Consider the following 25743-nt stretch of genomic DNA (forward strand, 5'->3'; position numbering starts at 1 on the left):
TTGTCGCTCTTGATTGCCCTGCTTCAAATCCGGCCGAAGCCGGTCGCCGCTTAGGGCTCGGATTGTTCACGGTCGACGATTTGATGCGGTAGTCGCCTATGAGCGGTCAAAACGAACGCAGCTGGTTCGCCGATCGACCAAACGGCGAGCGCACTGTGCTTTGCTCAGACCGCCACCGAGTGCCTCGCCGTTCCCCCTTTGAAATATGTATCGAACTTGGCCGCGATGGTTCGAATGAAGGGGCGACTTTCAGTCCGTACGAGGAAACTGTCACCATCGAATTCAAGCGCTCGGGCAGGATCGTGGAGTGCGATGGACCTCGAGCGATGAAGGAGCTGCTCGCCGGCTTTGCCGAACCGCTCCACCAGGTCGACTGCCGAGAAGGCAAAATCACACATCAGCCGCTCGATGATCCAGCCACGGACGCGATCGTCGTCGGAAAGGGCAACGCCGCGGACGGCAGCCAACCCGCCATCCGCAACCATGCGCCCGTACCCGGCAGTCGAAGCCATGTTCTGCACGTAGCCTTGGCGAAAACGACCGATGGACGAAGGGCCAAGTCCGATCAGTGTCGGGCAGCGATCCTCAGTGTAGCCCTGAAAATTGCGATGCAAAACCCCTGCGCGGGCCGCTATGGCCAGCGCATCGTCGGGCTTCGCGAAATGATCGAGTCCTATTGCCTCATATCCCTTGGCGACAATTGCCCGCGCCGCGAGTTGAGATTGGGCGAAACGCTCAGTGGGACTCGGCAGCCATGCCTCGTCGATCATCGTCTGATGCTTCTTGAACCAGGGCACATGTGCGTAGCCGAACAGGGCCATCCGGTCTGGCTCCAAGGTCAGTGCCTGCGCCACCGTGGAACAGATCGTCTCGCGTGTCTGATTCGGGAGCCCGTAGAGCAGGTCCAGATTGACCGATTCGACGCCCCGCGAACGAACCCCGTCGACGACTGCCTTGGTCTGCAAAAAACTCTGCTCACGATTAATTGCTTTTTGCACTTGCGGATCGAAATCCTGCACGCCGAGGCTCGCCCGCGTTACGCCGATTTGAGCAAGTGCATCAAGGCGCGCCTTGTCCATGTCGTTGGTTTCGATTTCGATGCTGACCGTAGCATCCGGGAGAAGGTCGAAGCTGTCCCGCAAGGCCGCTCCAAGAGCAACCATATCATCGGGCCTCAGAATAGTTGGCGAACCGCCACCGAAGTGGATTGCACGGACATGTGCCTTGCCGCTCACCAGACCGGCAATCGTGACGATTTCGGCATTCAGCGAGCGCAGATAAGCGGCCACCGGCTCATATTGGTGCGTCTGCTTGGTGTGGCAGGCGCAGAACCAGCAGAGCTTGTCGCAGTAAGGAATGTGCAGGTACAGCGAGATTTCGTCGCCGCTTTCCAGCGTCTCCAACCAGCCACGGTAAATGGCAGCATCGATCCCCGAATGGAAATGCGGCGCCGTCGGATAGCTGGTGTAGCGTGGGACGTTCTCGCTGAGTTTGACAGCTATTTCCGATTGCATCTCGCGTTCACCGTGTTGCCCGCCGGAACACTGCACGCATCGCTGAAGCAGACCCTGATCTCGATCAGCCGCGCTCATGGACAAACCGCCGCAGGATTTCTCTACCCTGGATGGGTATCCTGCCGGCAGTTAGGATCGGGTAAGGCGAACGCATGACCTTTCGGCAAGACATTCATAGTTCCGGCATTCCTGTTCTTTGCTTCCCTTGCGAGGCACGGCGTCGCGGTGTCTGCGGTGCGCTCGATCCAGACAATTTGGTTGGGCTCGCCAAGACTTGCTCGCGTCGCCGGATCGAGTCAGGAATGGAGTTGACCGGCGAGGCACAGAACGTCGACAGCTACTCCAACGTGCTTTCAGGCGTGGTAAAGCTATCAAAGAGCCTGTCGGATGGGCGCCAGCAGATCGTCGGTCTCCAGTTTGCACCGGATTTTCTGGGACGTCCTTTCAAGGAGGAAAGCTCGATCAATGCGGAAGCGGCAACAGCAGTCACGCTGTGTTCGTTTCCGCGAGCGGCCGTCGAACGGATGATGAAGGCGTCACGGGAATTCGAGCATCGCCTGCTCAAACAGACGCTGAATGAACTCGATGAGGCGCGCGAGTGGATGGTGACGCTGGGGCGCAAGACAGCTCCGGAAAAGGTGGCGACTTTTCTCCTCATGATGGCCCGGAATATCGATTCCAGTCTCGATGCGGCTTCCGGGTCGGCCTCCTTCGATCTGCCGCTGACGCGTGCCGAAATGTCTGATTTCCTTGGAATCACCAGCGAGACCGTGAGCCGCCAACTGACGCGATTGCGGGCTGACGGGGTGATTCGGATTGAGAACGCACGCCATGTGACGGTGGACAGCATAAGCCGTCTGGAGAAGCGCTGTGGCGGCGGACGCGAGCGGCCCTAAGCGGCGAGGCCATGTCGCATGACTCCGGGGCGGGCCGTGTTTGCCTTTTAATGCGATGTCGCCGCGCCTTCGACGAAGCGGCGTCACGGTTGTCGAGACAAACAGCTTTCGGGCTTTGATAGGAACGTGACCAATCGCCAGGTGTGTTTCGGCACATACCGGCGAAGCATGGTCCTTAATCTGCCACGGCTCGGCGGAACGATCGCGTTCGTTTCCAATGGGATCCGAACAACGTTTGGCAGGGCATCGGCAATAGCATCCAACGCGCGCAGAGCCTCAGCTTTCGCCTCAGCGATCGCGTCTGCGCCCGCCCAACCCAGGGAACGCCTTCCATGAGGGAGTGAGCCCGCGCTGCGTTCCTCGTTCATTCGCCACCTGCTGATTGCGCCGCACAAAATCGTGCGGCCTGACATAGATCAGGGCGAGGGGGCGGCGGCTGCGCGATTAGTGCGCTGCGGATTTGGCATCCACCAGATTCGAGATCGGGATCTGCAATGAAATTCGGCACAGAGATCGTCCTTCTAAGCGTGTTCGCTTTTGCGGCCCTGGTGGCCGCCGGCTTCGGCGTGGATGAACCTTTCCGCCGACACATGTGGGTGTTGTTCTTCGCAGTGGCTGGTTTCACTGCGATCCTGTTGCGCAACACGGAGTTCAGGCCAGCAGCTCCGATTGACCCATCCGCTTACATGGATGGTCCGATCCGCTACGGCGCGATCGCCACCGTGTTCTGGGGTGTCGTCGGCATGCTGGTCGGCGTGGTGATCGCGCTGCAGCTCGCCTACCCCGATCTCAACATCCAGCCCTGGTTCAATTTCGGTCGTTTGCGGCCGTTGCACACATCCGGTGTCGTTTTCGCCTTCGGCGGCAACGCGCTGCTTTGCACGTCTCTGTATGTCGTGCAGCGCACCTGCCGCGCGCGCCTCTTCGGCCGTGATCTCGCCTGGTTCGTCTTCTGGGGCTACCAGCTGTTCATCGTCATGGCCGCGACCGGCTACCTGCTCGGCATCACCGAGGGCCGCGAGTACGCCGAACCCGAATGGTATGTGGATGTCTGGCTGACCATCGTCTGGGTCGCCTACCTCATTCTGTTCCTTGGCACGATCCTGAAGCGCAAGGAACCGCATATCTACGTGGCCAACTGGTTCTACCTGTCGTTCATCGTGACCATCGCGATGCTGCATGTGGTCAACAACCTGTCCATACCAGTCTCGTTCCCGGGCTCCAAGAGCTACTCCGCCTTTTCAGGGGTCCAGGACGCCTTGACGCAATGGTGGTACGGCCACAACGCGGTCGGCTTCTTTCTCACCGCCGGCTTCCTCGGCATGATGTATTATTTCGTGCCCAAGCAGGCGAACCGGCCAGTCTATTCGTACCGGCTGTCGATCGTCCATTTCTGGGCTATCATCTTTCTCTACATCTGGGCCGGGCCGCATCACCTGCACTACACCGCCTTGCCCGATTGGGCGCAGACGCTCGGCATGGTGTTCTCGATCATGCTGTGGATGCCGTCCTGGGGCGGCATGATCAACGGCCTGATGACGCTGTCCGGCGCCTGGGACAAGCTGCGCACCGATCCGATCATCCGCATGATGGTGATGGCCGTCGCCTTCTATGGCATGTCGACCTTCGAAGGCCCCATCATGGCGATCCGGGCGGTCAATTCGCTGTCGCATTATACCGACTGGACCATCGGGCACGTCCATTCGGGTGCGCTCGGCTGGGTCGGCATGATCTCGTTCGGCGCGATCTACTACATGGTCCCGAAGCTCTGGAACCGTCAACGGCTCTACTCGCTGAGGCTCGTCACCTGGCACTTCTGGCTGGCGACACTCGGGATCGTCGTCTACGCCGCGGTGATGTGGGTGTCCGGCATCATGCAGGGCCTGATGTGGCGCGAATATGGCGAGCAGGGCTTCCTGGTCTACTCCTTCGCCGAAACCGTCGCCGCCATGCACCCCTACTATGTCCTGCGCGCCATCGGCGGCGCCATGTACCTCTCCGGCGCCCTGATCATGGCCTGGAACATCACCAGGACCATCCTCGGCCACCAGCGCGAGGAGGAGCCGATGCCGAGCCCCGTCGCCATCCGACCTGCGCGATCAGGAGCCAGGTAATGGGCTTGATGGACAAACACGCAATCATCGAGAAGAACGCCACGCTTCTTCTCGTTGGCTCGCTGCTCGTGGTGACGGTCGGCGGCATCGTCGAGATCGCGCCTCTCTTCTATCTCGACAACACGATCGAGAAGGTGGAAGGCATGCGCCCCTATTCGCCGCTCGAACTTGTCGGGCGCAACATCTATATGCGCGAGGGCTGCTACCTCTGTCATAGCCAGATGATCAGGCCGTTCCGCGACGAAGTTGAGCGCTATGGCCACTACAGCCTGGCTGCCGAGTCCATGTACGATCACCCCTTCCAGTGGGGATCGAAGCGCACCGGGCCGGATCTCGCCAGAGTTGGCGACCGCTACTCGAATGCATGGCATGTCGCGCATCTTACCGACCCGCGCTCGGTGGTGCCGGAATCGATCATGCCGAGCTATGGGTTCCTGAAAGACACGCCGATCGACGTGAAGGATTTCTCGACGCATCTGGTCGCCAACAGGCTTGTAGCCGTCCCTTACACCGATGACATGATCGCCCACGCCAATGCGGATCTGGCGGCGCAGGCCGATCCCAATGCCGACACATCAGGCCTTGAGGCGCGTTACCCAAAAGCCAAGATCGGCGACTTCGACGGCAACCCGCAACAGGTCACCGAAATGGATGCCCTGCTCGCCTACCTGCAGATGCTTGGCACACTGGTCGACTTCAAAAATTACGACGAAGCCGCCGGCTACCGCTGAGGAGAACGCTGATGACCTACAATTTGATGCGGGCGTTTGCCGACAGCTGGGGCCTGGTTGCGATGGCGCTGTTCTTCGTGGGGTGCATCGCCTTTGCCCTACGCCCCGGCAGCCGAAGGCTGGCCGACGAAGCGGCCCGCATTCCGCTCGAGGACGAGTGATCATGAGCGACGAGCATATCGATGAAATCTCTGGCGTCTCGACCACCGGCCACGAATGGGATGGTATCCGGGAGCTGAACAACCCGCTTCCCAGATGGTGGGTTATCACTTTTTACGTCACCATTGTCTGGGCGATAGGCTACACCATTGCCTATCCAGCATGGCCTCTGTTGCACTCGGCGACAACGGGTGTGCTCGGCTATTCCAGCCGCAACGAGGTCAGGAACGAGCTGACCGCGGCTGAGGCCGCCAAGGGCAAATATATCTCGGCGGTGGAGTCCAAGAGCGTCTCGGAAATCGCCGCGGACGACGGCCTGCGCGAATTCGCAATCGCCGCCGGTGGCGCCGCTTTCAAGGTCAATTGCGTACAATGTCATGGCTCCGGCGCCCAGGGTTCCAAGGGCTTTCCCAATCTCAACGACGACGACTGGCTGTGGGGCGGCAAGGCCGAGCAGATCCAGCAGACGATTACGCACGGCATCCGCTTCGCATCCGATCCGGACACGCGCCTGTCGGAAATGCCGGCCTTCGGCGACATCATTACCGCCGACCAGATCGCACAAGTCAGCGCCTACGTGGCCAGCCTTTCCGGCAAGGTCCGCGATGCAAGTCTGATCCAACCCGGCGCCAAGGTCTTTGCCGAGAATTGCGTGGCCTGTCACGGCGACAATGCAAAAGGCAACAGGGAATTCGGCGCCCCCGACCTGACCGATGCGATCTGGCTCTATGGATCCGGTGAGACAGCCATCGCCGCACAGGTCCGTGCGCCAAAACAGGGCGTCATGCCGGCCTGGGTTGGCCGTCTCGGCGAGATCAAGGTCAAGGAACTTGCAGTTTATGTCCATTCGCTTGGCGGCGGAGAATAGGAATGGAAGGTCCTATTCTTCGGTCCCCCCTGCCAAGCGGACGAGGCCCGGCGTGAGCCGGGCCTCGACACCATCCCTAATGCGATCTGCACAACCCGGCAAGGCTATCCTACGGCGAGGCTTTACGACAGGTGCCCCTGACATTGGCTGGGAAAGTGGAGTTGCACATGCGTGACAAGACGCAGTTGACAGGGCTCGAAACAGAAACTGTCAATTCCGCCAAAACCCGCAAGCCGCTTTATGCCGCGCGTCAAAAGATCTTTCCGAAGCGCGCCTCGGGCAACTTTCGTCGCTTCAAATGGCTGGTGATGACGATCACACTTGGCATCTATTACCTGGCTGCGTGGCTGCCTTGGGCTCGCGGTCCATTTGCCCCGGACCAGGCAGTCCTGCTCGATCTCGCGAACCGGCGCTTCTACTTCTTCTTCATCGAGATATGGCCCCAGGAATTCTTCTATGTGGCCGGCCTCCTGGTCATGGCGGGCGTCGGTCTTTTCCTGATCACCTCGACTGTCGGCCGTGCCTGGTGCGGCTATGCATGCCCTCAGACGGTGTGGGTCGATCTGTTCCTCGTCGTCGAACGTGCGATAGAGGGCGACCGTAACGCTCGCATGAAACTCGATGCAGGCCCCTGGACCGCCCGCAAGCTGATGCTGCGCTTATCGAAGCACGCCGTCTGGCTGGTCATCGGTGCGGCGACCGGCGGCGCCTGGATTTTCTATTTTGCCGATGCGCCGACGCTGGTTGGCGAACTCTTCACCGGCACCGCGCCACCCGTCGCCTACATCACTGTCGCCGTGCTGACGGCTACCACCTACACGTTCGGCGGTCTGATGCGCGAGCAGGTCTGCACCTACATGTGCCCATGGCCGCGCATCCAGGCAGCGATGCTCGACGAAAGTTCTCTCACCGTCACCTACAATGACTGGCGCGGCGAACCGCGTTCTCGCCACGCCAAGAAGGTCCTTGCCGCAGGGCTGCCGGTCGGTGACTGCGTCGACTGCAATGCCTGCGTCGCGGTCTGCCCGATGGGGATCGACATCCGCGATGGCCAGCAGATGGAATGCATCACCTGCGCGCTGTGCATAGACGCCTGCGACGGGGTCATGGACAAGCTCGGCAAGGAGCGCGGGCTGATCTCCTATGCGACACTGTCCGACTACAACGCCAACATGATGCTGGCGACCGCGGGCGGCTCCAGTTCAGTCAACCCGTCGCAGGTCAGGACCGCTGATGGCCTGTTCTCCGACAAGGTGGCGCATTTCCATATCCGCAAGATCTTTCGGCCACGCACCTACGTCTACATGGGTATCTGGTCGCTGATCGGCCTGGGTCTGCTCTATTCGCTGCTGACGCGCGATCGGCTCGAAGTCAACGTGCTGCATGATCGCAATCCGCAATTTGTCACGCTGTCCGACGGCTCGATCCGCAACGGCTACACCGTCAAGCTGCTCAACATGATCCCCGAGCCAAGGACGATCGTTGTCGCGATTCAAGGCTTGCAGGGCGCCGAGATGAGCGTGGTCGGCGACGACATCCCGGAAGGCCGTTCTTTTGCCATTCCGGTCGAACCCGACCGCCTGAAAATGCTGAAGGTCTTCGTGCGCCAGCCGGCGGATCAAATCCAGGGCACAGCGCAGACCTTCAAGTTCCGTGTCGAGGACAAGGCGAGCTTCGAGGCGGACGAATACACCGCCACCTTCAACGCGCCGGAGACTGCCAGATGACCGCTAACGCTGAAAAACCCCGCGTATTCACCGGCAGGCACATGCTGGCCATCATCCTAGCCTTTTTCGGGGTGGTCATCGCGGTCAATCTGACGATGGCAACGCTCGCCAACACGAGCTGGACCGGCCTTGTCGTCGAAAACACCTATGTGGCGAGCCAGCAGTTCAACAAGAAGGCCGAGGAGGGGCGGGCGCAGGCAGCGCTCGGCTGGACCGGCAAGCTGACCATCGCATGGGGCGAGGTCCGCTATAGCCTTACCGACGCCGTCGGCAAGCCGATTGCCTTGCATGGCGTCAAGGTGCTGTTTCGCCATCCCGCCTACGAGAAAGAGGACAAGGCGGTCAACCTCGCCCTCGCCTCCGGCCAGGAATTCGCAGCCCAGCACATGCCGAAGGATGGCGTCTGGATCGTCGAAGTCGACGCTGACGCCGGTCTGGCCGAGCCCTACCGCGAAGTCCGCAGGATCATGATTTCCCATGGAGCGCTGAAATGAGTTGTTGTGCACCGGGCGCCGAAATGGCGCTTGATCTGGGCAGCACCACGTCGGTCCTGCCGTCTAGTCAAGAGATCAGGCTGGCGAGCCGATCGCTTGGAGATGATCTCCGCCAAACCGATCTTTCGGTGCCGAGCGTTCATTGCGCAGCTTGTATCCAGACGATCGAGACGGCGTTGGGAACGCTCGATCGCGTCGAGAGCGCCCGCGTCAACCTGTCGACGAAACGGGTCTCGGTCCGCTGGCGTGGCGACGAGGTTCCACCGTTCGTCGCCGCGCTTGGACGGCTCGGCTACCAGGCGCATCTCTTCGCCCCCGAGATTGATGAAAAGGACAGGACGCTTTCGGAGTTGATCCGCGCCGTCGCGGTTGCCGGGTTCGCGGCGGGCAATATCATGCTGCTTTCGGTCTCTGTCTGGTCCGGGGCCGAAGGGGCTACCCGCGACCTGTTTCACTGGGTCTCCGCATTGATCGCCATCCCAGCGCTCGCCTTCGCCGGCGGCATCTTCTTCCGCTCGGCCTGGAATGCACTGCGCCACGGCCGCATGAACATGGACGTGCCGATCGCGGTCGGAGTGTCGCTCGCTTACGCCATGAGCCTCTATGAGACGATCAACCATGGCGACCACGCCTATTTCGACGCGTCGGTTTCGCTGCTTTTTTTCCTTTTGATCGGCAGGACGCTGGATCACGTGATGCGCGAACGTGCCCGCACCGCGGTGAAAGGCCTGTCGCAGCTGGCCGCACGCGGCGCCATGGTGCTGCGCGGCGATGGCGCGCGCGACTATCTGCCGGTTGGCGAGATCGAACCGGGGATGCAGCTGCTGATCGCGGCCGGTGAAAGGATCCCCGTCGACGGCAAGATCATCCACGGAGCGTCTGATCTCGACTGCTCGCTGGCCTCAGGCGAAAGCGCGCCGAAAAACGTGGCGCCGGGCGAAGCCGTGCAGGCCGGCGTGCTCAATCTTACCGGCCCGCTGACGATCGAGGCGACCGCCGCCGCGAAGGATTCGTTCCTCGCCGAAATGGTTCGGCTGATGGAAGCCGCAGAGGGCGGTCGCGCGCACTATCGCCGCATCGCTGATCGCGTGTCGGCACTCTACGCGCCCGTGGTTCATCTCACCGCCTTCGTGACATTCCTGGGTTGGATGGCGGCGACGGGCGACTGGCACCGGGCGATGACGATCGCCATTGCCGTTCTGATCATCACCTGCCCGTGCGCGCTCGGCCTCGCCGTACCGATCGTTCAGGTGGTCGCCGCGCGGCGTCTGTTCGAGAACGGCATCATGGTCAAGGACGGTTCGGCCATGGAGCGCCTGGCGACGATTGATAACGCAGTGTTCGACAAGACCGGAACGCTCACGCTCGGACAACCCCGGCTCCTCAATGCATCGTCGATCGATCCGGCCATGCTGGCAATCGCGGCAGACATGGCCGCGCACTCGCGTCACCCGTTTTCAAAGGCCATAACCGGCTTTGCCGCTCCTGGCGGGCAACACAAATTCGATGCCGTCACAGAGCATCCGGGGTTCGGGATCGAAGCCACTGTCGCCGGAAGCATCTGGCGGCTGGGTCGACGCGGATGGGCTGGATGGAAGGCCCGGACCGGTGGTGAAGGCAACCATGGCTATGGCGGAACGGTGCTGACAAAAGACGGGTTCATTGTCGCGACCTTCGATTTCGAGGATGCGCTGCGCGCCGACGCGGCGGCGGCGATCAAGCGATTGAACGATACTGGGGTGTCGATGCAAATGCTGTCGGGCGATACCGCAGGTGCCTGCGGTGAAGTTGCAAGAATGCTGGGTGTCGAGGACTTCGTTCCGTGCCTGCTGCCGTCGGGCAAGGTCGAGCGCATCGAGACCCTGGCGAAAGACGGACACAAGGTTCTGATGGTTGGCGACGGCCTCAACGACACGCCGGCGCTGAGCGCGGCGCATGTCTCGATCGCTCCGGCCACCGCCGCCGACATTGGCCGCAATGCCGCCGACTTCGTATTCCTGCGCGAAAGCCTTCTGGCAGTGCCTCTCGCGCTGGACGTCTCGCGCAAGGCGGGACACCTGATCCGCCAGAACATCGCGATTGCGATCGTCTACAATGCCGTCGCCGTGCCGATCGCCATCCTGGGCCACGCCACGCCTTTGTTAGCGGCGATTGCCATGTCTGCCTCATCGGTGCTTGTTATTGGAAACGCATTGCGCTTGCACGGCTTCGGGGCGAATGCGACGCTGCAAGTTATTCAAAAAGTCGGACGCTCCGCAGTCAGCTATTCGGCATAATCCTCGTGACGACGTTGCTCTATCTCATACCAGTGGCCCTTTTTCTGGGTGCACTGGGTGTGTCCGGCTTCGTCTGGGCATTGCGAAGCGGTCAATACGAAGATCTCGACGGAGCCGCCGAGCGGATACTAATTGATCGGGACGACAAACCGGAACGCTGATTTCAATCCGCTGTGCATAAGATGCGCGGATCGCGCTCGTCAGTCGAGCCGGCTCGGTCGGGAACAAGCTGTCCATGCTCCATGCTCCATGCTCCATGCTCCATGCTCCATGACCATCTTGACCTAAGCTGCACACTACATTTGTGAAAAGCCTCTGTCGTGCGAAGGACTGCCTCCCATTGCACCCAGTATGAGGCGTGTGATGCCACGAGAGTACCTCGCGTGGCCGGACGAGAGCTTGGCAATGTGCGCACGGGTTCCAAAGTGGAACGTCACGGTCGATCACCTGACCGTGAACCGCCAGTGCCGATTGGTCATGTCTGGCTGATCCAGATCAGGGTCATACTCATCGGCGTGGTCTATTGACCAGTCTTCGACGGAGAAATGCATGACTTACGGAAAGATTGGTCGTCATTATCAGCACCTTCACGGTTCTGGGTTTTCTGTCGTGTGGTCGGCCATGCCTTGTGCTTACGGCGCAGCCATTAGCTGACCGGCGTCGTGTGTATCTCGCTTGCTGGCTGACCATCCGCGTGGCTTGCGCGGACAGGGGGCCGATCAACAGCTTTCGCCTTTGATGGGTTGTGTGCGTCGTTGCCGATCCATCCCGATTCCCGGCCCGCGCCTTGAGGCTATGCGACGGTACCGGAACCCAGCGCACGTCACGCGGTTCCGCGCGCGTGGTGTCCGCTCGTCACGACGATGAACGAACAAGCGGCTGGAGTACCATGAACACCGTACACATCATCGACTGCCACAATGCAAATGACTACTTCGCCGACAGGCAAGAGGGACCGATCGTGCAGCACTTGTTAAAGGCTGTCAACATCCGCGCGGAGCTCCAAATGGCGTTGAACCGAACGAAATTTGGTGAGGCTGTAGTACGAGCGATGGAGGCGGAGTGCGACGTGCTTCACATCGCCGGGCACGGCAATGGTGACGGGATCGCTTCGTCCAGTGGGCGAAGTGGCCTTCTTTGGGCTGACTTCGTAAAAATGTTCCAGGGCTCGCATCCAGCGCCGAAGATCCTCGTGATGTCAACGTGCTGCGGAGCATCATCGGGGTTGGGACGTGCGTTTTCGAAATCGATCAACCGTCCGAAGTTGATCATTGGTTCGAGTGACGCGCGCTATTTCGACGACTATGTCGCCGCGTGGGCTTTGCTCTATCGGCGACTGAATTGCAAGGACATCGACATCGAAGCCATGCAGCAGGTTCTTGATGAGATATGCGCGGTCGTGGATAAAAGTTTCCGCTACCTTGGCTGGGATGACGAGAGAGAGCGCTACGTTCGATACCCTCACCCTCGCAAGAGAGCCCGCTTCGACGTCGTGGAGCGTGAGTAGTATGCGCAAGGGTTCCAGGTGGAATGTGGCGATCGATGCGGCGCGGCCGTCGCTGACCAGCGTCGCGAGTGTCTCGCTTGCTGGCGGCGATCTGCGCGGCTGCGCGGCGAAAGGGCGGGATCGGTTAGCCGCATCCACCTCTGAGCGCTTTGAGTGCTTCGTTGCCGATCGATGCGAATCTCCCGGCCCAGCGCCTTTAGGCAATGCGGCGGGCACGGAGCTCATGTCACTCGGCTCAGTTCCACCGTTACACGAGGATAGGCGACCGGATGGCGGCACGCTGATGGGCTCTGACGATAATTTTGACATCGTTGTCGTTGGAGCCGGCCCGGTCGGCCTTTCGTTCGCTGCGTCGCTTGCCCAAAGCGAACTCAAGGTGGCAGTTGTTGAACAGAACACATTCGATAGTCTGGCGAATCCGGCTTTCGATGGTCGCGAAATCGCGCTGACCAACGCTTCGATCAGAACCCTTCGCGAGCTCGGCGCCTGGGATGTCATCCCGGCTTCGGACAAATCAGCACTTCAAGGCGCGCGCGTGCTCAACGGCTCGAGCGCATTCGCTCTTCGTTTCGATCCTCCCAGCAACTCTGGAGAACCGCTGGGGGTTTTGGTTCCAAATTGCCGGATCCGCGAGGCGCTGTTCAAAATCGTCCGCTTGCAGGATCGCGCCCGGCTGTTGTGCGGCCACTCGGTCGTCGATGCAACAAACAGCCAAGAAGGAGCAGTCGTAACGCTCTCTAATGGCGCGCGTTTAACTGCTCGGCTGGTTGTTGCCGCGGATTCGCGTTTGTCCGCCACGCGTGATCTGCTAGGCATCGGCGCCGATATCAACCGGCTTGGCCACTCGATGCTGATTTGCCGAGTGAGGCACGAGCGCGCCCACCACCAGATCGCCATCGAATGGTTCGATCACCATCAGACGATAGCGATATTGCCCCTCGCGGAGGGCATGTCGTCGCTGCTGCTCACATTGCGCTCAAACGAGGCCTATAGACTGCTTGCCTTCGATGATGATTTGTTCCTGTCGGAGTTGACGAAACGGTGTCGAGGGCGCCTTGGAAAAATGACCTTGGCAAGCAAGCGCCACACCTATCCGCTGGTCACGACCTGGGCGCACAAATTCCGGGCGCCGAGCGCCGCACTCATCGGCGACGCTGCCATCGGCATGCACCCGGTGACCGCTCACGGATTCAACATCGGTCTCAGCAGCCAGAAGCAACTCGCCCGTGGAATCATGACTGCGTGCCGCGACGGCCGCAATGTTGGCGACCCCGACATGCTGCATATATACGAAAGGCGGCTGCGCCTGTCGGCGGCGCCGCTCTACCATGCAACGAACATATTGGTTGGACTCTACTCCAGAGACCACCTGGCGGCACGGCTTGCAAGGCATCTGGGGCTTCGCTTTGCCCAACATGTTCCCCTTGTCCGGCATGGGATTTCGGCGGAGCTCCAGCGGTGATACTGCACCAGCAGTCGCATTTTTGCGCGTGCTGGGCGAGCGATGAGAGAGTGCATGATGCACCGGAGTAATCCTGCTCCCCGACGCTGATCTCCGATTGAAGAATTAACCCGTCCTTCAGGGGGGCTGCATAGGCTGCGGACAAGCAGGAGTAAGCAAGCTGACCCGTCCAGCCTTGGAAAAAGAAGATCCGCTGGAGGCGAGAATCCTTCAGGACCAGCTCGCTGATCTGAGGGCAGGCCTTTTCGTCTCAATGCCGATAAGCATTGTGCTGTCCGGGCTGATTTTGACCGTGCAGGCCCTTTCCGGGAACGGTCTTGCTGGCGCGGCCTGGTTTTCGGTCGTTAATGCGATAAATGCCGCCCGCCTTGCACTCGCCCGTCATCAGCTGAAGGAACCCGGAGTCCAGGATGATCTGACACGGGTTTGGCTGCGGCTTCGCTGGTTTGGCAGGCTTGCTCTTCTGGCGGGATTCACCTGGTCATTCCTTGCCGTCCTAACGGCTGGATACACGACGTCTCAAGCATCGCTGCATCTAATAATTCTGGCGGGCATTTCAGCTGGCGCGGTCACGTACGGCAGCTCATATGCTGCGGCAGCGATATGCTTCATCACACCGCCACTCCTCATTGCCGCCGCATGTTTGCTGACGAAGGGAGCCCCGGAAAACTACATTCTGGCTTTTGCCGTCCTGCTTTTCGAGGGCGGCCTGGTTCGATCCTCGTTCGTTGGACAAGCGCGCTTCCGTGACGCGAGCCGCCTGAGACATCAAGCCGAGCGGCTTGCCGCGGAAATGGAGCGCAATTCCAGGGAGGACCATCTTACCGCGCTCCTCAACAGGCGGGGCCTCGAACATGCAATCGATCAGTTTGAGAACACCGATGGACCCTTTGTGGCCATGCTGATTGATCTGGACGGGTTCAAATCTGTCAACGATACCTACGGTCACAGAACGGGTGACGAGCTGCTTGCCAGGATCGCCCGCCGAATAGAGGAAGAAGCACCGGAGGGCTCAACGCTCGCCCGCATCGGTGGGGATGAATTCGTGCTGGTTTTTTCTTCGCGAAAGAATTCTCCTTCTCCCACCAATCTCGCGTCCAATCTCATAGCCAAGCTTGCTCGCCCCTATCCTGGGATCGCATCAGTCCGCATTGGAGCGTCTATAGGAATCTACTTGGCTGAAAACCCCGGACTAACGGAAATGTTGTTGCGGGCCGACATCGCCCTTTACACAGCTAAGCGCCGCGGCAGGAATGAATTTTGTCTGTTCGATGCCGAGCTAGCCCGGGAGTTGCAACGCCGCCAGTCAATCGAACGCGATCTTCATTCGGCGATAACGATGAGAAGCTTGGTCGCTTGGTTTCAGCCAATCGTAAGACTCGAAACTGAAGCCGTCGTCAGTTTTGAAGCCTTGCTAAGATGGTCTCACCCGCTTCACGGTCCCATTTCTCCGCCCGAGATCATGACAGCGGCACGCGAAACTGGAATGCTTCAGCTGCTAACTCAAACGGTATTCGCCGACTGTTGCGCTCTTATCGAGGGCTTGGTCAAAGCTGACCGTCGTGATGTTCGTGTGGCGATGAATGTTTCACCGTGCGAGTTGGAAGCTGGCGATATTGACGAGATGATTCTTAATGGTCTGGCGGCAAAAGACCTCCCTGCAACGATGTTCGACATCGAGATTACCGAAGAAGCCCCAGTGGATCCGGACAGAGTGGATGAAAAGCTCGCCCGGCTTTCACATGCTGGCATTTCTATCGCGCTCGATGACTTCGGCACCGGTTTTTCGACGTTGGCATCGCTCAAGGACAGTCGGATCAGGAAGGTGAAAATAGATCAGGGCTTCGTTCGCGGCTTAGCCAAGTCCCGGGAGAATCGGCTGCTTGTCAAAGCGGTGATTGATCTTGGTAGGACGCTCGGGATCGAGGTCATGGCCGAGGGCGTTGAAACAGAGGCAGATCGGCAAACTCTGTACAAGCTTGGCTGCAGAACCGCGCAGGGCTTCCTGTTCTCTAAGGCAGTGCCTCTCCATTTGGCACTTGATTCGGTAGTAAAAGAGCACGCGAAGGAGTTGTGACCGGCCTCTCCGTCCGTGCTGCTCGCGGAACTTTCATGTGGGGTGGACCTGACGCGCGAAAGCCGTTTCGGACGGTAGAGTTATTACGGGGGCGAAACTGAGCACGTGGTTTGGATAGCAGCAATCCGGTCCACCGGCGCACATGCAGCGGCTTCATACAAGCGTTCAAGTTGCGAGATGAGCTTGAGTGAACGACGTCGGAGAATTGCGTCCTTTGGACGCTGGTTTCGCGGTTCCCGTAGGATTCGATTACGGGAAGCGTTCTTGGCTGCTTCTCGGCTCAGCGCTCATCGGGATGAACAACGTACCCGCGGTCAAGGTCTTCGCGACCTCAACCCAGTCACCATCCCGCAACAGCAGCGGTCGGGTCCTGATCAAGCGCTCAGCCTCAGCACAGGTGCTGGAGCAACGGTAGAGCGCGGAAAACGTGTATCGGAATGCGCTGGCTCACCATAGGAAGCTGCCACGGCATGTCGAATGTCCCCAGGGGGCGGACCGTTCCCTTGCATTTGTCTCGATGACGGGCTCTCAAAGCTAAAGCCAAGAGAGCTTTATAAAAATCGCACCCGATCGGCTGCGCAACGACGACCAGCTGAGGCCCGATCGGGTGCTAAGGTCGTGCCAAAAAAGGCGCGTCACTGTCGCATTTCTAGCCGGCTTGCGATCGGACGTCATCTCTTGGCGATCGCTGCCCCTTCTCTCAAATGCGCTTAGCGGCGCCGATGGCGAATAGCGCAAGCTTTTCCACCCGTTTCTACTCCACTACCGAGACTCGTCACCAACCTCCTTTTATTCGCTTCCATATGGCCCATCCTGTCTCCAATCGAGGAGGAGCGCGAACATGGGCCAAGCCGTAGAACGTCTCAGTCTCGGGAATTCTTCTGCTCGCCAAACTGCCGTTGTCGCCGGCACCATATTTGGCAGGGTGACAGTGCACGACAAGATATCAGGCGTTCTTGTCTGGGCTGAACTATGCTTGCAAGCCATAACCCAAAAATCGCCGATCCCTTTGAATTCGAGCCGGATGAATGGGTGTTTCAAAATTTTTGGCGGTTTTAGGCAGAACCCTCCGATGGCCCGCGTACCGGTCAAGCTTCGTGAGCACTTTAGGTTCGTCGATCAGGCATAGGTTTCTTTCCCATGCCACATGCTGGCCGTTTGCCTAGTTCGGAAGCCCTCGAGAGGCGTTGCTCGTCTTGGTATGGCGTCGCCCCTTTTTCCGATCCATCGGCCACGGAGCTAGAATGGTGTCTAGCTGTTGCCGCCTACTTGGTCATCCGGCATGGAGATGCCTATATACCGACCTTCGAAAGGCTGGAATACGAGGTCGAACAAATGCGGCGGAAGCTCGGAAATCGCGAGCGAGCGCAGCGCGTGCTGGCCACGCTCAACCTAAATGGCTCGGACAGCTGGAGCCGTGAGGTTGGTTCTCAAGGCCTGGATGGCGCCGCAATCACATTCGCCCGGGCGGGGTAAAAGCGATTTTTTGGAGCCACTCGCGCTTTTGCGCTAACGAAGGTCCCGCGCCGTATTTGGGCCGGATCCATTTGTGGCCCATCAGAGAAGCAATTACCTTCTCCGGCGCCTCAACTGCCGTCAGCCGGTCCTCGAAAGTGTGTCGCAGGCTATAAAGACTATGCTCGGAAGTCGGCAGAAGTTCCTTGCTGGCGAGCACCTTGTTGACGAGCGCTGAAAGTGACGCGGCCTTGTCGCGATAACGAGGAAAGCCGTCCGGATGGAGCTTGATGGCTGCAAGTGCGCCGCCAACCAAGGGAATGTCACGGGCTGAATGACCGGTCTTCAAGCGACGGCCATTGGGGCGCACCCGCACATGCGGGATTTCTCGATCGAGGTGGATTGTTTCGGTGGTGAGGTTTGCCGCTTCAGAAAGCCTGAGTCCGGTATCGGCAATCACATAGATTAGATGGCGGGCTTCGTCATTGAGTCCGTCGAGCGCGCCTTCAGCGAGTATCTTCTCCTGAATGAACTCCGCTGTGAACGCAGCGCGTTGCCCGGGGACGGCGCCGGAAAGACGCAGGTTTCGAAAAACCGGCTCCAGCTTGAGCTGGTGAGTCAGATCGACGACGCGCAGCATTTTCGAAACATGGCCGATGTCCTTGTTGGCCGTACCGATATCAAGTCCATCCTCAACGATCCGCTTTTGCCACCACTCGCGGAACGCGATTGCGTCGTCCCGAGTGAGGCTTGCGATCTCCTTGTCGCCAATGACTCCAACCAGATTGGCAACTGCGCGCTTTTTGGGGTTACGCCATTTCTTGATTTGGTTGGGCGACATGGTCAGCAAGTTCTGTTGCTCGATCGTCTCGAATTCCTTGATAAGACCGCTCAGGCGGACCGCTGGCCGCTTCTCCCCACCCATGACGGCCGAGACGTCCTGCGCGTCCTCGATCGATTTTTTGTCGAGGAGCAGCTTGATACGGGCCATGAGTTCGTCGAGCGGCCCCGCTGCTAGTTCCTCGTTAGTGCGATAGGCCAATCCAAATGACCGCGCGCGCTTCCTCGCGGCTTCGAAACGCAGCCCCGCCTCGGCGGATTGGCCTTCCCGCAGTCTACGCCAATACGCCTCCAGCCCCGCGCCGAGGCTTTGCACTGCATCTCGCGCCCGTACACCGCGGGGATCGTCAGCCACGGCGACGCCCGTGGAAATGCGTACTAGGCAGCGGCGATCAAACGCCGCGAATTCCTTCGGCACCCTGCGGACGAGATACCAGATGCCTTCACGTTTATGCGGCTTTGGCGCTGCGGAACGTCGCATTATCTTTCTCTAATGTTACACAGTTTGTTACACAGTCTAAGATATGTTTCGCTTCGTGCTGGTCAAGCGCAACAAGGAAGCTTTTGAAAGGAAAGGATTTTTATGGAAGCTAAATGGCGGAGAGGGAGGGATTCGAACCCCCGATACCCTTGCGAGTATGCCGCATTTCGAGTGCGGTGCATTCGACCACTCTGCCACCTCTCCGCGAGGTCATGGTCGGCCGTTGCCGGCGCGGCGCACTAGATAACGGCTGACCGCCGCAGTTACAAGGCCCTGGTCGACCGATTTCCCGCTTCTTGAAAAAGCGTCGGCGAGGCGACGGACCGGCGCGCGGCCCGCGGCATGCTCAGGAGCAAGGGCCGCTCGCCTTGACTTCCTTGCGACCTTCGGTTAGGGACAGCCCGCATCCGGCGTGGGGCTTCTCCGCGCCGCTTGTTTTTTGAACCCGCAGACTGACAAAAAGACGGCCGAACCGCCTGAAGCGGTTCATCGAGGCCGACCGAACAGCGAAAGGCAAAAAATGTTCGCAGTCATCAAAACGGGCGGCAAGCAGTATCGCGTCGCCGCCAACGATCTGCTCAAGATCGAGAAAGTCGAAGCCAAGGTCGGCGAGATCGTCGAGATCGGCACTGTTCTCGCGCATGGCGAGGGTGAGAATGTCACCTTCGGCGCGCCGTTCGTCGATGGCGCTCTGGTCACGGCGGAAGTCGTCGAGCAGGGCAAGAACCGCACCGTCATCGCTTTCAAGAAGCGCCGCCGCCAGAATTCGCGCCGCAAGATCGGCCACCGCCAGCTTCTGACCACCGTCCGGATCTCCGAGATCCTGCTGGGCGGCGCCAAGCCGTCGAAGAAGGCCACCGCCAAGGCTGAGGCCAAGGCGCCCGAAGCCAAGGCAGACGTCGCCGCCGAGGCGAAGGCCGAAGCCGCTCCGAAGGAGGCCAAGGCCAAGAAGGAAGCCAAGGCAGAGGCCGCCCCCAAGGAAGCTCCCGCCAGCGAAGAGGCCAAGGCCGCGCCGCTGTTCAAGGCACCGAAGGGCGAGCCGGACGATTTGACCGTGATCAAGGGCATCGGTCCCGTCGCGGCGAAGGATCTCGCCGAGCAGGGCATCGTCACCTTTGCGCAGCTGGCCAAGCTGACCGAGAAGGATGTCGCCAAGATCGACGAGCACATGCCGTTCAGCGCCGACCAGATCAAGGATTGGCGCGAGCAGGCCAAGGAGCTGGCGAAAAAGAAGTAAGGACGGTCGGCGATAATCGTCGCCGGTACGCACTTGAAACGGAACGCGAACGCGTTCATAAGACCATTCAAGCGCCTCAGGGCGCATCGGAGTTAGTTAGATGGCACACAAGAAAGCTGGCGGTTCGTCGCGCAACGGTCGCGATTCGCACTCCAAGCGTCTCGGCGTGAAAAAGTTCGGTGGCGAAGCCGTCGTCGCCGGCAACATCATCATTCGTCAGCGCGGCACGCAATGGCATCCGGGCACCAACGTTGGCATGGGCACGGACCACACCCTTTTTGCGCTCGAAGCCGGCGCAGTCACCTTCAACAAAAAAGCCAACGGCCGAACCTACGTCTCGGTAAACCCGATCACCAAAGCAGCGGAGTAGCCGGTTCCGCACCATAACACCGGCGCCCATCTCGGGGACCGGTGTCTGGCCAGGCCAGGAAAAGGATCAGGAGAGATGGGCTTCCATCTCTCCTTTTTCATTTTTCTTTGCCCTGGAGGACTAAAATGGTTGCCGAAGCGAAAGACACCGAAGACGAAAGTTACGCGATCGATTGCCCGGTGCTCGCCACCGAGCGCCTGGTCATGCGCGCTCCGCGCGAGAGCGATCTCGCTCAACTCGTCGCTCTGGCCGACAACCGTCACGTCGCCGAAATGCTGGCCCGCATGCCGCATCCTTACGGCGAAGCCGAGGCCCGCGCCTTCCTCGCCATGGCCTCGTCGCGCCGCGCCGGCATCGCCTATGCGCTGACGCTCGCCGGCACCGGCACTTTCGTCGGCTGCGCGGGGCTGAATACCACCGATCGGGGGCTGGAGCTGGGCTACTGGATCGGCGAGCCTTACTGGAAGCGCGGCTATGCGACCGAGGCGGCGCACGCGCTGGTCGACCTTGCCTTCCAGAAGACCTCGATCCAGGTGCTGCATGCCTCGACCAGGGTCATCAATCCGGCATCGCGCCGCGTCATCCACAAGTGCGGCTTTCAGTATGCCGGCCAGGGCATGCTGAACTCGATCGTCGCCGGCCAGGTGCCGGTCGAGCGCTACCGGCTGGACCGCAAGACCTGGACGAGCCTGCGCAACTGGGTGCACTTCTAGGCATGTTGAAATTCAGATTGAGGCCGGCCTGCAAATGACGGTTTCCTGCGCTTCCGGTGCTCGCGTACTTTCAGTACGCTCCGCTCCGGTTCTCGGAAGCCGTCATTTTCGGCTCAGCCTGACCTGAATAGCAACACGCCTAGGCGTCGGCGCTCAAAGACGACTCAACCCAATTCGACCCAGACCGGCAGGTGGTCCGATCCACGCGCCTGCCGGTCGGCCCACAGGCGCTTCAGCGAGCCGGCGAGCGAAGCGCTGGTGAAGACGTAGTCGATGCATTTGTGGCGGCCCGCATCGTTGGGACGATTGGGGTCGATCCAGGTGAAGAGGCCGGAAACGTCCAAGCGCTGGGCGACATCGACGGCGAGATCGGCGGTGAGCGGCATGCCGAATTCATGGTCCGGACGTCCGGCGAGTTCGACATATTCGGGCGATCCGGGCAGCATGTTGAAGTCGCCCATGACGATGAAGGCTTCCGGATAGGGCAGGTCCGGCAGGCCGATTTCGGGAATGCCGGAAAGGCCGCCGCCTTCCAGCGCGTAGTTGAGCAGGCGCTGGCGCAGGAAACGGATCTGGCTCTGACGCTCGACGGGGCTGCGGTGGTCGAGATGGGTGGAATAGAAGCGGATGAAGCCGAGCGGCGTCTCGATCAGCGCCTCCAGCGCGCCGCGCTGGAAGTTCATCCGCTCCAGGCTGCGGCTGCGCGGCAGAAGGAGATTACGCGACAGATGAATGGGCGTCTTCGACAGCACCATGTTGCCGAGCTGGAAGGTGCGGGTGACGGCGCGGCCGGCATCCAGGCGCGAGCCGATATTGACCTCGAAATTGCTGGCATAGGCGACAAAATAGTCCGGCAGCGCCTCGCCGATCTCGGCCACCATGTCGCGGTCGCCGTTGCGCGGGTTGTTGCGGGTGACTTCCTGCAGGGCGATGACATCGGCGCCGCGCACCGCGTCGGCGATGCGGTCGACATCGTATTTGCCGTCGAGGCCGATGCCATACTGGATATTGTAAGTGACAAGCTTCATTCGCGCCTCCCGGTCTCGCCCGCGAACAGTGCTACCGCGCCCCTGGCTAAAGTGCATCCGGCGCTTTAGTTGCAAACGGGCCTCGCCCTTGGCTCCACCTTGGTTTAGAGCAATCCCGCAAGCGCAATAGCAGAAACCTGAAAATCCGATGAAATTCCTCGACCAAGCCCGAGTTTACATCCGGTCCGGCGACGGTGGTGCCGGATCGATGTCGTTCCGCCGAGAGAAATTCATCGAGTTCGGCGGTCCGGACGGCGGCGACGGTGGCCGAGGCGGCGATGTCTGGGTCGAAGCCGTCGATGGCTTGAACACACTGATCGACTACCGTTACCAGCAGCATTTCAAGGCCAAGACCGGGATGCACGGCATGGGCCGCAACATGACGGGCGCCAAGGGCGCCGACGCGACGCTCAAAGTGCCGGCCGGCACCCAGGTATTCGCCGAGGACAATGAGACGCTGATCTGCGATTTGACCGAGGTCGGCCAACGCTTTCTGCTCGCCAAGGGCGGCAATGGCGGCTTCGGCAACCAGCATTTCAAGACCTCGACCAACCAGGCGCCGCGCCGCGCCAATCCCGGCCAGCCGGGCGAGGAGTTGAGCATCTGGCTGCGGCTCAAGCTGATCGCCGATGCCGGCCTTGTCGGCCTGCCCAACGCCGGCAAGTCGACCTTCCTTGCCGCTGTCACCGCCGCCAAGCCGAAGATCGCCGACTACCCCTTCACCACGCTCTATCCGGGCCTCGGCGTCGCCCGCATCGACGGCCGCGAATTCGTGCTGGCCGACATCCCCGGCCTGATCGAGGGCGCGCATGAGGGCGTCGGCATCGGCGACCGCTTCCTCGGTCATGTCGAGCGCACGCGCGTGCTGCTCCATCTCGTCTCGGCGCAGGAGGAAAATCCCGGCAGGGCCTACAAGACCGTGCGCGCCGAGCTCGCAGCCTATGGCCATGGGCTGGCCGAGAAGATCGAAATCGTCGCCCTCAGCCAAGTCGACATCCTCGACGCGGACGCCCGCAAGAAGAAGGCTGCCTCGCTGAAACGCGCCGCCGGCCGCGCGCCGATGCTGTTGTCGGCCGTCACCGGCGAAGGCGTCGAGGCTGTGCAGCGCGCGCTGATGGCGGTGGTCGCCGAGGCGCGCGACGCCGTTCCCGCTACAGTCGATACGCGCTGGCGGCAAAACCCATGAAATCGCTGAAGTCATACCGGCGCATAACCGTGAAGATCGGCTCGGCGCTGCTCGTCGACCGCGCGACCGGCTTGAAGCGCGATTGGCTGACCTCTTTAGCCGAGGACATCGCGGTGCTCGCCAATGCCGGCGCGGAGGTGCTCGTCGTCTCCTCGGGCGCCATCGCGCTCGGCCGCACCATTCTCGGGCTCGGCAAACGCGCGCTGAAGCTCGAGGAAAGCCAGGCGGCGGCGGCCGTCGGACAGATCGCGCTTGCGGGCGCCTGGTCGGATGCGCTGGGCAGGGACGGGCTCAAATCCGGGCAGATTCTGTTGACCCTTGGCGATACCGAGGAGCGCCGCCGCTACCTTAACGCCCGCGCCACGATCTCGACCTTGCTCAAGATGAAGGCGGTGCCGGTCATCAACGAGAACGACACGGTCGCGACCTCCGAAATCCGTTATGGCGACAACGACCGGCTGGCGGCGCGGGTGGCGACGATGATGGGCGCCGATCTTTTGGTGCTGCTTTCCGACATCGACGGGCTCTATACGGCGCCGCCGGCCAAGGACCCGCAAGCCAAGTTCATTCCGGTGGTCGAGCGCATCACGCCGGACATCGAGGCGATGGCGGGCGCCGCCGCTTCGGAACTCTCGCGCGGCGGCATGCGGACGAAACTCGACGCGGGCAAGATCGCAAACGCCGCCGGCACGGCGATGATCATCACCGCCGGCACCAAGCTGTCGCCGCTGATGGCGATCGAGCGCGGCGAGCGCGCCACTTTCTTCAAGCCCAGCGCCAACCCGGTGAAGGGCTACAAGACCTGGATCGCGGGACAGTTGGAGCCGGCCGGGAGGCTCACCGTCGATGCCGGCGCTGTCGGCGCGCTGAAATCGGGCAAGTCGCTGCTGCCGGCCGGCGTCAAGCTCGTCAGCGGCAATTTCTCGCGCGGCGACACGGTGGCGATCCTGTCGCCCGAGGGCCGCGAGATCGCGCGCGGGCTGGTTGCCTATGATGCCGCCGATGCCGTAAGGATCGCGGGTTTGAAGACGGCCGAGATCGAAAATGTGCTCGGCTACGAGGCGCGCTCGGCGATGATCCATCGCGACGACCTTGTGGTAAGTCGATCCAGTGATCAAGTATTGGCCGACGACCAAGTTTTGGCCGACGAATGACCCAGCGGAGGATGAACCATGCTGAAGCTGCATGACAAATCCGGGGAAGATACGGTGGCGCTGATGGCCGATATCGGCCTCCGCGCCCGCGCCGCTGCCCGACCGTTGGCCGTCGCATCGACCAAGGCCAAGAACGACGCCTTGGCCGCGATGGCCGACGCCATCCTGCGCAACGAGCAGGCGATCCTAGAGGCTAACGCCATCGATATGTCGAACGGGGAGGAAGCCGGGCTGTCCGGTTCCTTCATGGACCGGCTGAAACTCAACCCCTCACGTATCAAGGCGATGGCCGACGGCATTCGCGAGATCGCGGCGCTCAAGGATCCGGTCGGCGAGGTGATTGCCGAATGGGACCGACCGAACGGCCTCCATATCGAGCGCGTGCGCACGCCGCTCGGCGTCATCGGCGTCATCTATGAAAGCCGCCCGAACGTGACGGCCGATGCCGGTGCGCTCTGCCTGAAAGCCGGCAATCCCGTGATCCTGCGCGGCGGCTCGGATTCGATCAATTCGTCGTCGGCTATCCATGCCTGCATGGTCGAAGGGCTGAAGGCAGCCGGCCTGCCGCAAGACGCCATCCAATTGGTGCCGACCACCGACCGCGCCGCGGTCGGCGAGATGCTCAAGGGCCTAGCCGGCAATCTCGACGTCATCATCCCCCGCGGCGGCAAGAGCCTAGTCGGGCGCGTGCAGACCGAGGCGCGCGTGCCGGTCTTTGCCCATCTCGAAGGCATCTGCCATCTCTATGTCGATCGTTCGGCGAAGCTCGACATGGCGGTCCAGATCGCCGTCAACGCCAAGATGCGGCGCACCGGCGTGTGCGGCGCCGCCGAGACGCTGCTCGTCGACCGCGCGGTCGCGTCCACCCATCTGGTGCCGATCCTGAAGGCCCTGCGCGTGGTCGGCTGTGAGGTCCATGCCGACGGCGAGGTGATGAAAGCCTTTGCCGACGCCAGCCCGGCGACCGACGCCGACTGGGTGACGGAATATCTCGACGCGATCATCGCGGTGAAGCTGGTCGACGGCGTGGCGGGCGCGATCGAGCATATCGAGACCTTCTCCTCGCATCACACCGAGGCGATCGTCGCCGAGGATGCGCAAGCGGTCGAAACATTCTTCAGCGAGATCGACTCGGCGATTTTGTTGCACAATGCCTCGACACAGTTCGCCGACGGCGGCGAGTTCGGCATGGGCGCCGAGATCGGCATCGCCACCGGCAAGATGCATGCGCGCGGACCGGTCGGCGTCGAGCAGCTGACCTCGTTCAAGTACTGCGTGCGCGGGTCGGGGCAAGTGAGGCCTTGATGTCGCTTGCTCTAAGAGGCTGAAGCTTGCGCCTAGGCACCCCCCTCTGGCCTGCCGGGCATCTCCCCCGCAAGGGCAGGGGAATCGCAGATAAGTTGATTGGCTATTGCCAAGCCGGAAAGAAAGGATTCTTGAGAGGCTTTCTCGTA

General features: G+C 60.9%; 21 protein-coding genes and 1 tRNA gene. 18 read left to right on the forward strand and 4 right to left on the reverse strand.

Going from position 1 to position 25743, the window contains the following annotated elements; genetic code table 11:
- Positions 1–164 precede the first annotated feature (164 nt).
- Positions 165–1514 (reverse strand): oxygen-independent coproporphyrinogen III oxidase, encoded by a 1350-nt coding sequence (hemN, locus tag P9228_RS30415; RefSeq protein WP_063169226.1) that lies wholly within the window; start codon positions 1512–1514, stop codon positions 165–167.
- A gap of 152 nt (positions 1515–1666) precedes the next feature.
- Here hemN and P9228_RS30420 point away from each other — a divergent pair, with 152 nt between their 5' ends.
- The 12 genes from P9228_RS30420 (at position 1667) to P9228_RS30475 (ending at position 15825) form a co-directional block, all read left to right on the forward strand.
- Complete coding sequence (locus tag P9228_RS30420) at positions 1667–2410, forward strand: Crp/Fnr family transcriptional regulator (RefSeq protein WP_024502861.1); 744 nt, start codon at positions 1667–1669, stop codon at positions 2408–2410.
- 494 nt (positions 2411–2904) lie between these two features.
- Entirely contained in the window at positions 2905–4524 is a 1620-nt protein-coding gene (gene ccoN, locus P9228_RS30425) for a cytochrome-c oxidase, cbb3-type subunit I (protein WP_063169225.1), read from the forward strand.
- Entirely contained in the window at positions 4524–5255 is a 732-nt protein-coding gene (gene ccoO, locus P9228_RS30430; protein WP_063169224.1) for a cytochrome-c oxidase, cbb3-type subunit II, read from the forward strand. Before ccoN ends, ccoO begins: the two co-directional genes overlap by 1 nt.
- Positions 5256–5266: 11 nt before the next feature.
- Complete coding sequence (locus P9228_RS30435; RefSeq protein ID WP_024502864.1) at positions 5267–5416, forward strand: cbb3-type cytochrome c oxidase subunit 3; 150 nt, start codon at positions 5267–5269, stop codon at positions 5414–5416.
- 2 nt (positions 5417–5418) lie between these two features.
- On the forward strand, positions 5419–6282 hold the full coding sequence (ccoP, locus tag P9228_RS30440; RefSeq protein ID WP_063169223.1) for a cytochrome-c oxidase, cbb3-type subunit III: 864 nt from the start codon (positions 5419–5421) through the stop codon (positions 6280–6282).
- A 167-nt stretch (positions 6283–6449) separates the two neighbouring features.
- Positions 6450–8009, forward strand: a complete 1560-nt coding sequence (ccoG, locus tag P9228_RS30445; RefSeq protein ID WP_063169222.1) for a cytochrome c oxidase accessory protein CcoG — start codon at positions 6450–6452, stop codon at positions 8007–8009.
- Positions 8006–8503: a FixH family protein gene (locus tag P9228_RS30450; protein WP_063169221.1), complete on the forward strand. Its 498-nt coding sequence runs from the start codon at positions 8006–8008 to the stop codon at positions 8501–8503. The genes ccoG and P9228_RS30450 overlap by 4 nt, the downstream gene beginning before the upstream one ends.
- Positions 8500–10779 (forward strand): cation-translocating P-type ATPase, encoded by a 2280-nt coding sequence (locus P9228_RS30455; RefSeq protein ID WP_063169220.1) that lies wholly within the window; start codon positions 8500–8502, stop codon positions 10777–10779. Before P9228_RS30450 ends, P9228_RS30455 begins: the two co-directional genes overlap by 4 nt.
- A 5-nt stretch (positions 10780–10784) precedes the next feature.
- Positions 10785–10940 carry a cbb3-type cytochrome oxidase assembly protein CcoS gene (ccoS, locus tag P9228_RS30460; protein ID WP_081714250.1) on the forward strand — a complete coding sequence of 52 codons (156 nt, stop codon included), beginning with the start codon at positions 10785–10787 and terminating at the stop codon, positions 10938–10940.
- Between the two features lie 728 nt (positions 10941–11668).
- The gene (locus tag P9228_RS30465) at positions 11669–12286 is read left to right on the forward strand and encodes a hypothetical protein (protein WP_063169219.1); all 618 of its coding nucleotides are present in this window, start codon (positions 11669–11671) and stop codon (positions 12284–12286) included.
- Between the two features lie 280 nt (positions 12287–12566).
- Entirely contained in the window at positions 12567–13748 is a 1182-nt protein-coding gene (gene ubiM, locus P9228_RS30470) for a 5-demethoxyubiquinol-8 5-hydroxylase UbiM (protein ID WP_024502870.1), read from the forward strand.
- A gap of 175 nt (positions 13749–13923) precedes the next feature.
- On the forward strand, positions 13924–15825 hold the full coding sequence (locus P9228_RS30475; protein WP_082826564.1) for an EAL domain-containing protein: 1902 nt from the start codon (positions 13924–13926) through the stop codon (positions 15823–15825).
- A 1453-nt stretch (positions 15826–17278) separates the two neighbouring features.
- On the opposite strand, the gene P9228_RS30480 is transcribed toward P9228_RS30475, so the two are convergent.
- Positions 17279–18601, reverse strand: a complete 1323-nt coding sequence (locus P9228_RS30480; protein ID WP_063169217.1) for an integrase — start codon at positions 18599–18601, stop codon at positions 17279–17281.
- Positions 18602–18715: 114 nt separating this feature from the next.
- Positions 18716–18805: transfer RNA gene (locus tag P9228_RS30485), tRNA-Ser, on the reverse strand.
- 316 nt (positions 18806–19121) lie between these two features.
- On the opposite strand from P9228_RS30485, the gene rplU reads away from it, so the two are divergent.
- The 3 genes from rplU (at position 19122) to P9228_RS30500 (ending at position 20921) form a co-directional block, all read left to right on the forward strand.
- Positions 19122–19838, forward strand: a complete 717-nt coding sequence (gene rplU / locus P9228_RS30490; RefSeq protein WP_067001574.1) for a 50S ribosomal protein L21 — start codon at positions 19122–19124, stop codon at positions 19836–19838.
- Positions 19839–19938: 100 nt separating this feature from the next.
- Positions 19939–20208, forward strand: a complete 270-nt coding sequence (rpmA, locus tag P9228_RS30495) for a 50S ribosomal protein L27 (protein ID WP_040991608.1) — start codon at positions 19939–19941, stop codon at positions 20206–20208.
- 125 nt (positions 20209–20333) lie between these two features.
- On the forward strand, positions 20334–20921 hold the full coding sequence (locus P9228_RS30500) for a GNAT family protein (RefSeq protein ID WP_067319564.1): 588 nt from the start codon (positions 20334–20336) through the stop codon (positions 20919–20921).
- Between the two features lie 164 nt (positions 20922–21085).
- On the opposite strand, the gene P9228_RS30505 is transcribed toward P9228_RS30500, so the two are convergent.
- Entirely contained in the window at positions 21086–21949 is an 864-nt protein-coding gene (locus P9228_RS30505; RefSeq protein ID WP_127216569.1) for an endonuclease/exonuclease/phosphatase family protein, read from the reverse strand.
- A gap of 148 nt (positions 21950–22097) precedes the next feature.
- Between P9228_RS30505 and obgE the strand changes: the two genes are divergently transcribed.
- From obgE to P9228_RS30520, 3 genes are read left to right on the forward strand one after another with little or no spacing between them, the layout of a single operon-like run.
- Positions 22098–23135, forward strand: coding sequence for a GTPase ObgE (obgE, locus tag P9228_RS30510; protein WP_278057038.1), 1038 nt, complete (start codon positions 22098–22100; stop codon positions 23133–23135).
- Positions 23132–24289, forward strand: coding sequence for a glutamate 5-kinase (gene proB / locus P9228_RS30515; protein WP_278057040.1), 1158 nt, complete (start codon positions 23132–23134; stop codon positions 24287–24289). The genes obgE and proB overlap by 4 nt, the downstream gene beginning before the upstream one ends.
- 18 nt (positions 24290–24307) lie before the next feature.
- A complete protein-coding gene (locus tag P9228_RS30520; protein WP_278057041.1) occupies positions 24308–25594 on the forward strand; it encodes a glutamate-5-semialdehyde dehydrogenase in 1287 nt (428 codons plus the stop codon).
- The last annotated feature ends 149 nt before the right edge of the window (positions 25595–25743 follow it).

Origin of the sequence: Mesorhizobium sp. WSM4898, assembly GCF_029625845.1 — a bacterium.
Lineage (GTDB): Bacteria > Pseudomonadota > Alphaproteobacteria > Rhizobiales > Rhizobiaceae > Mesorhizobium.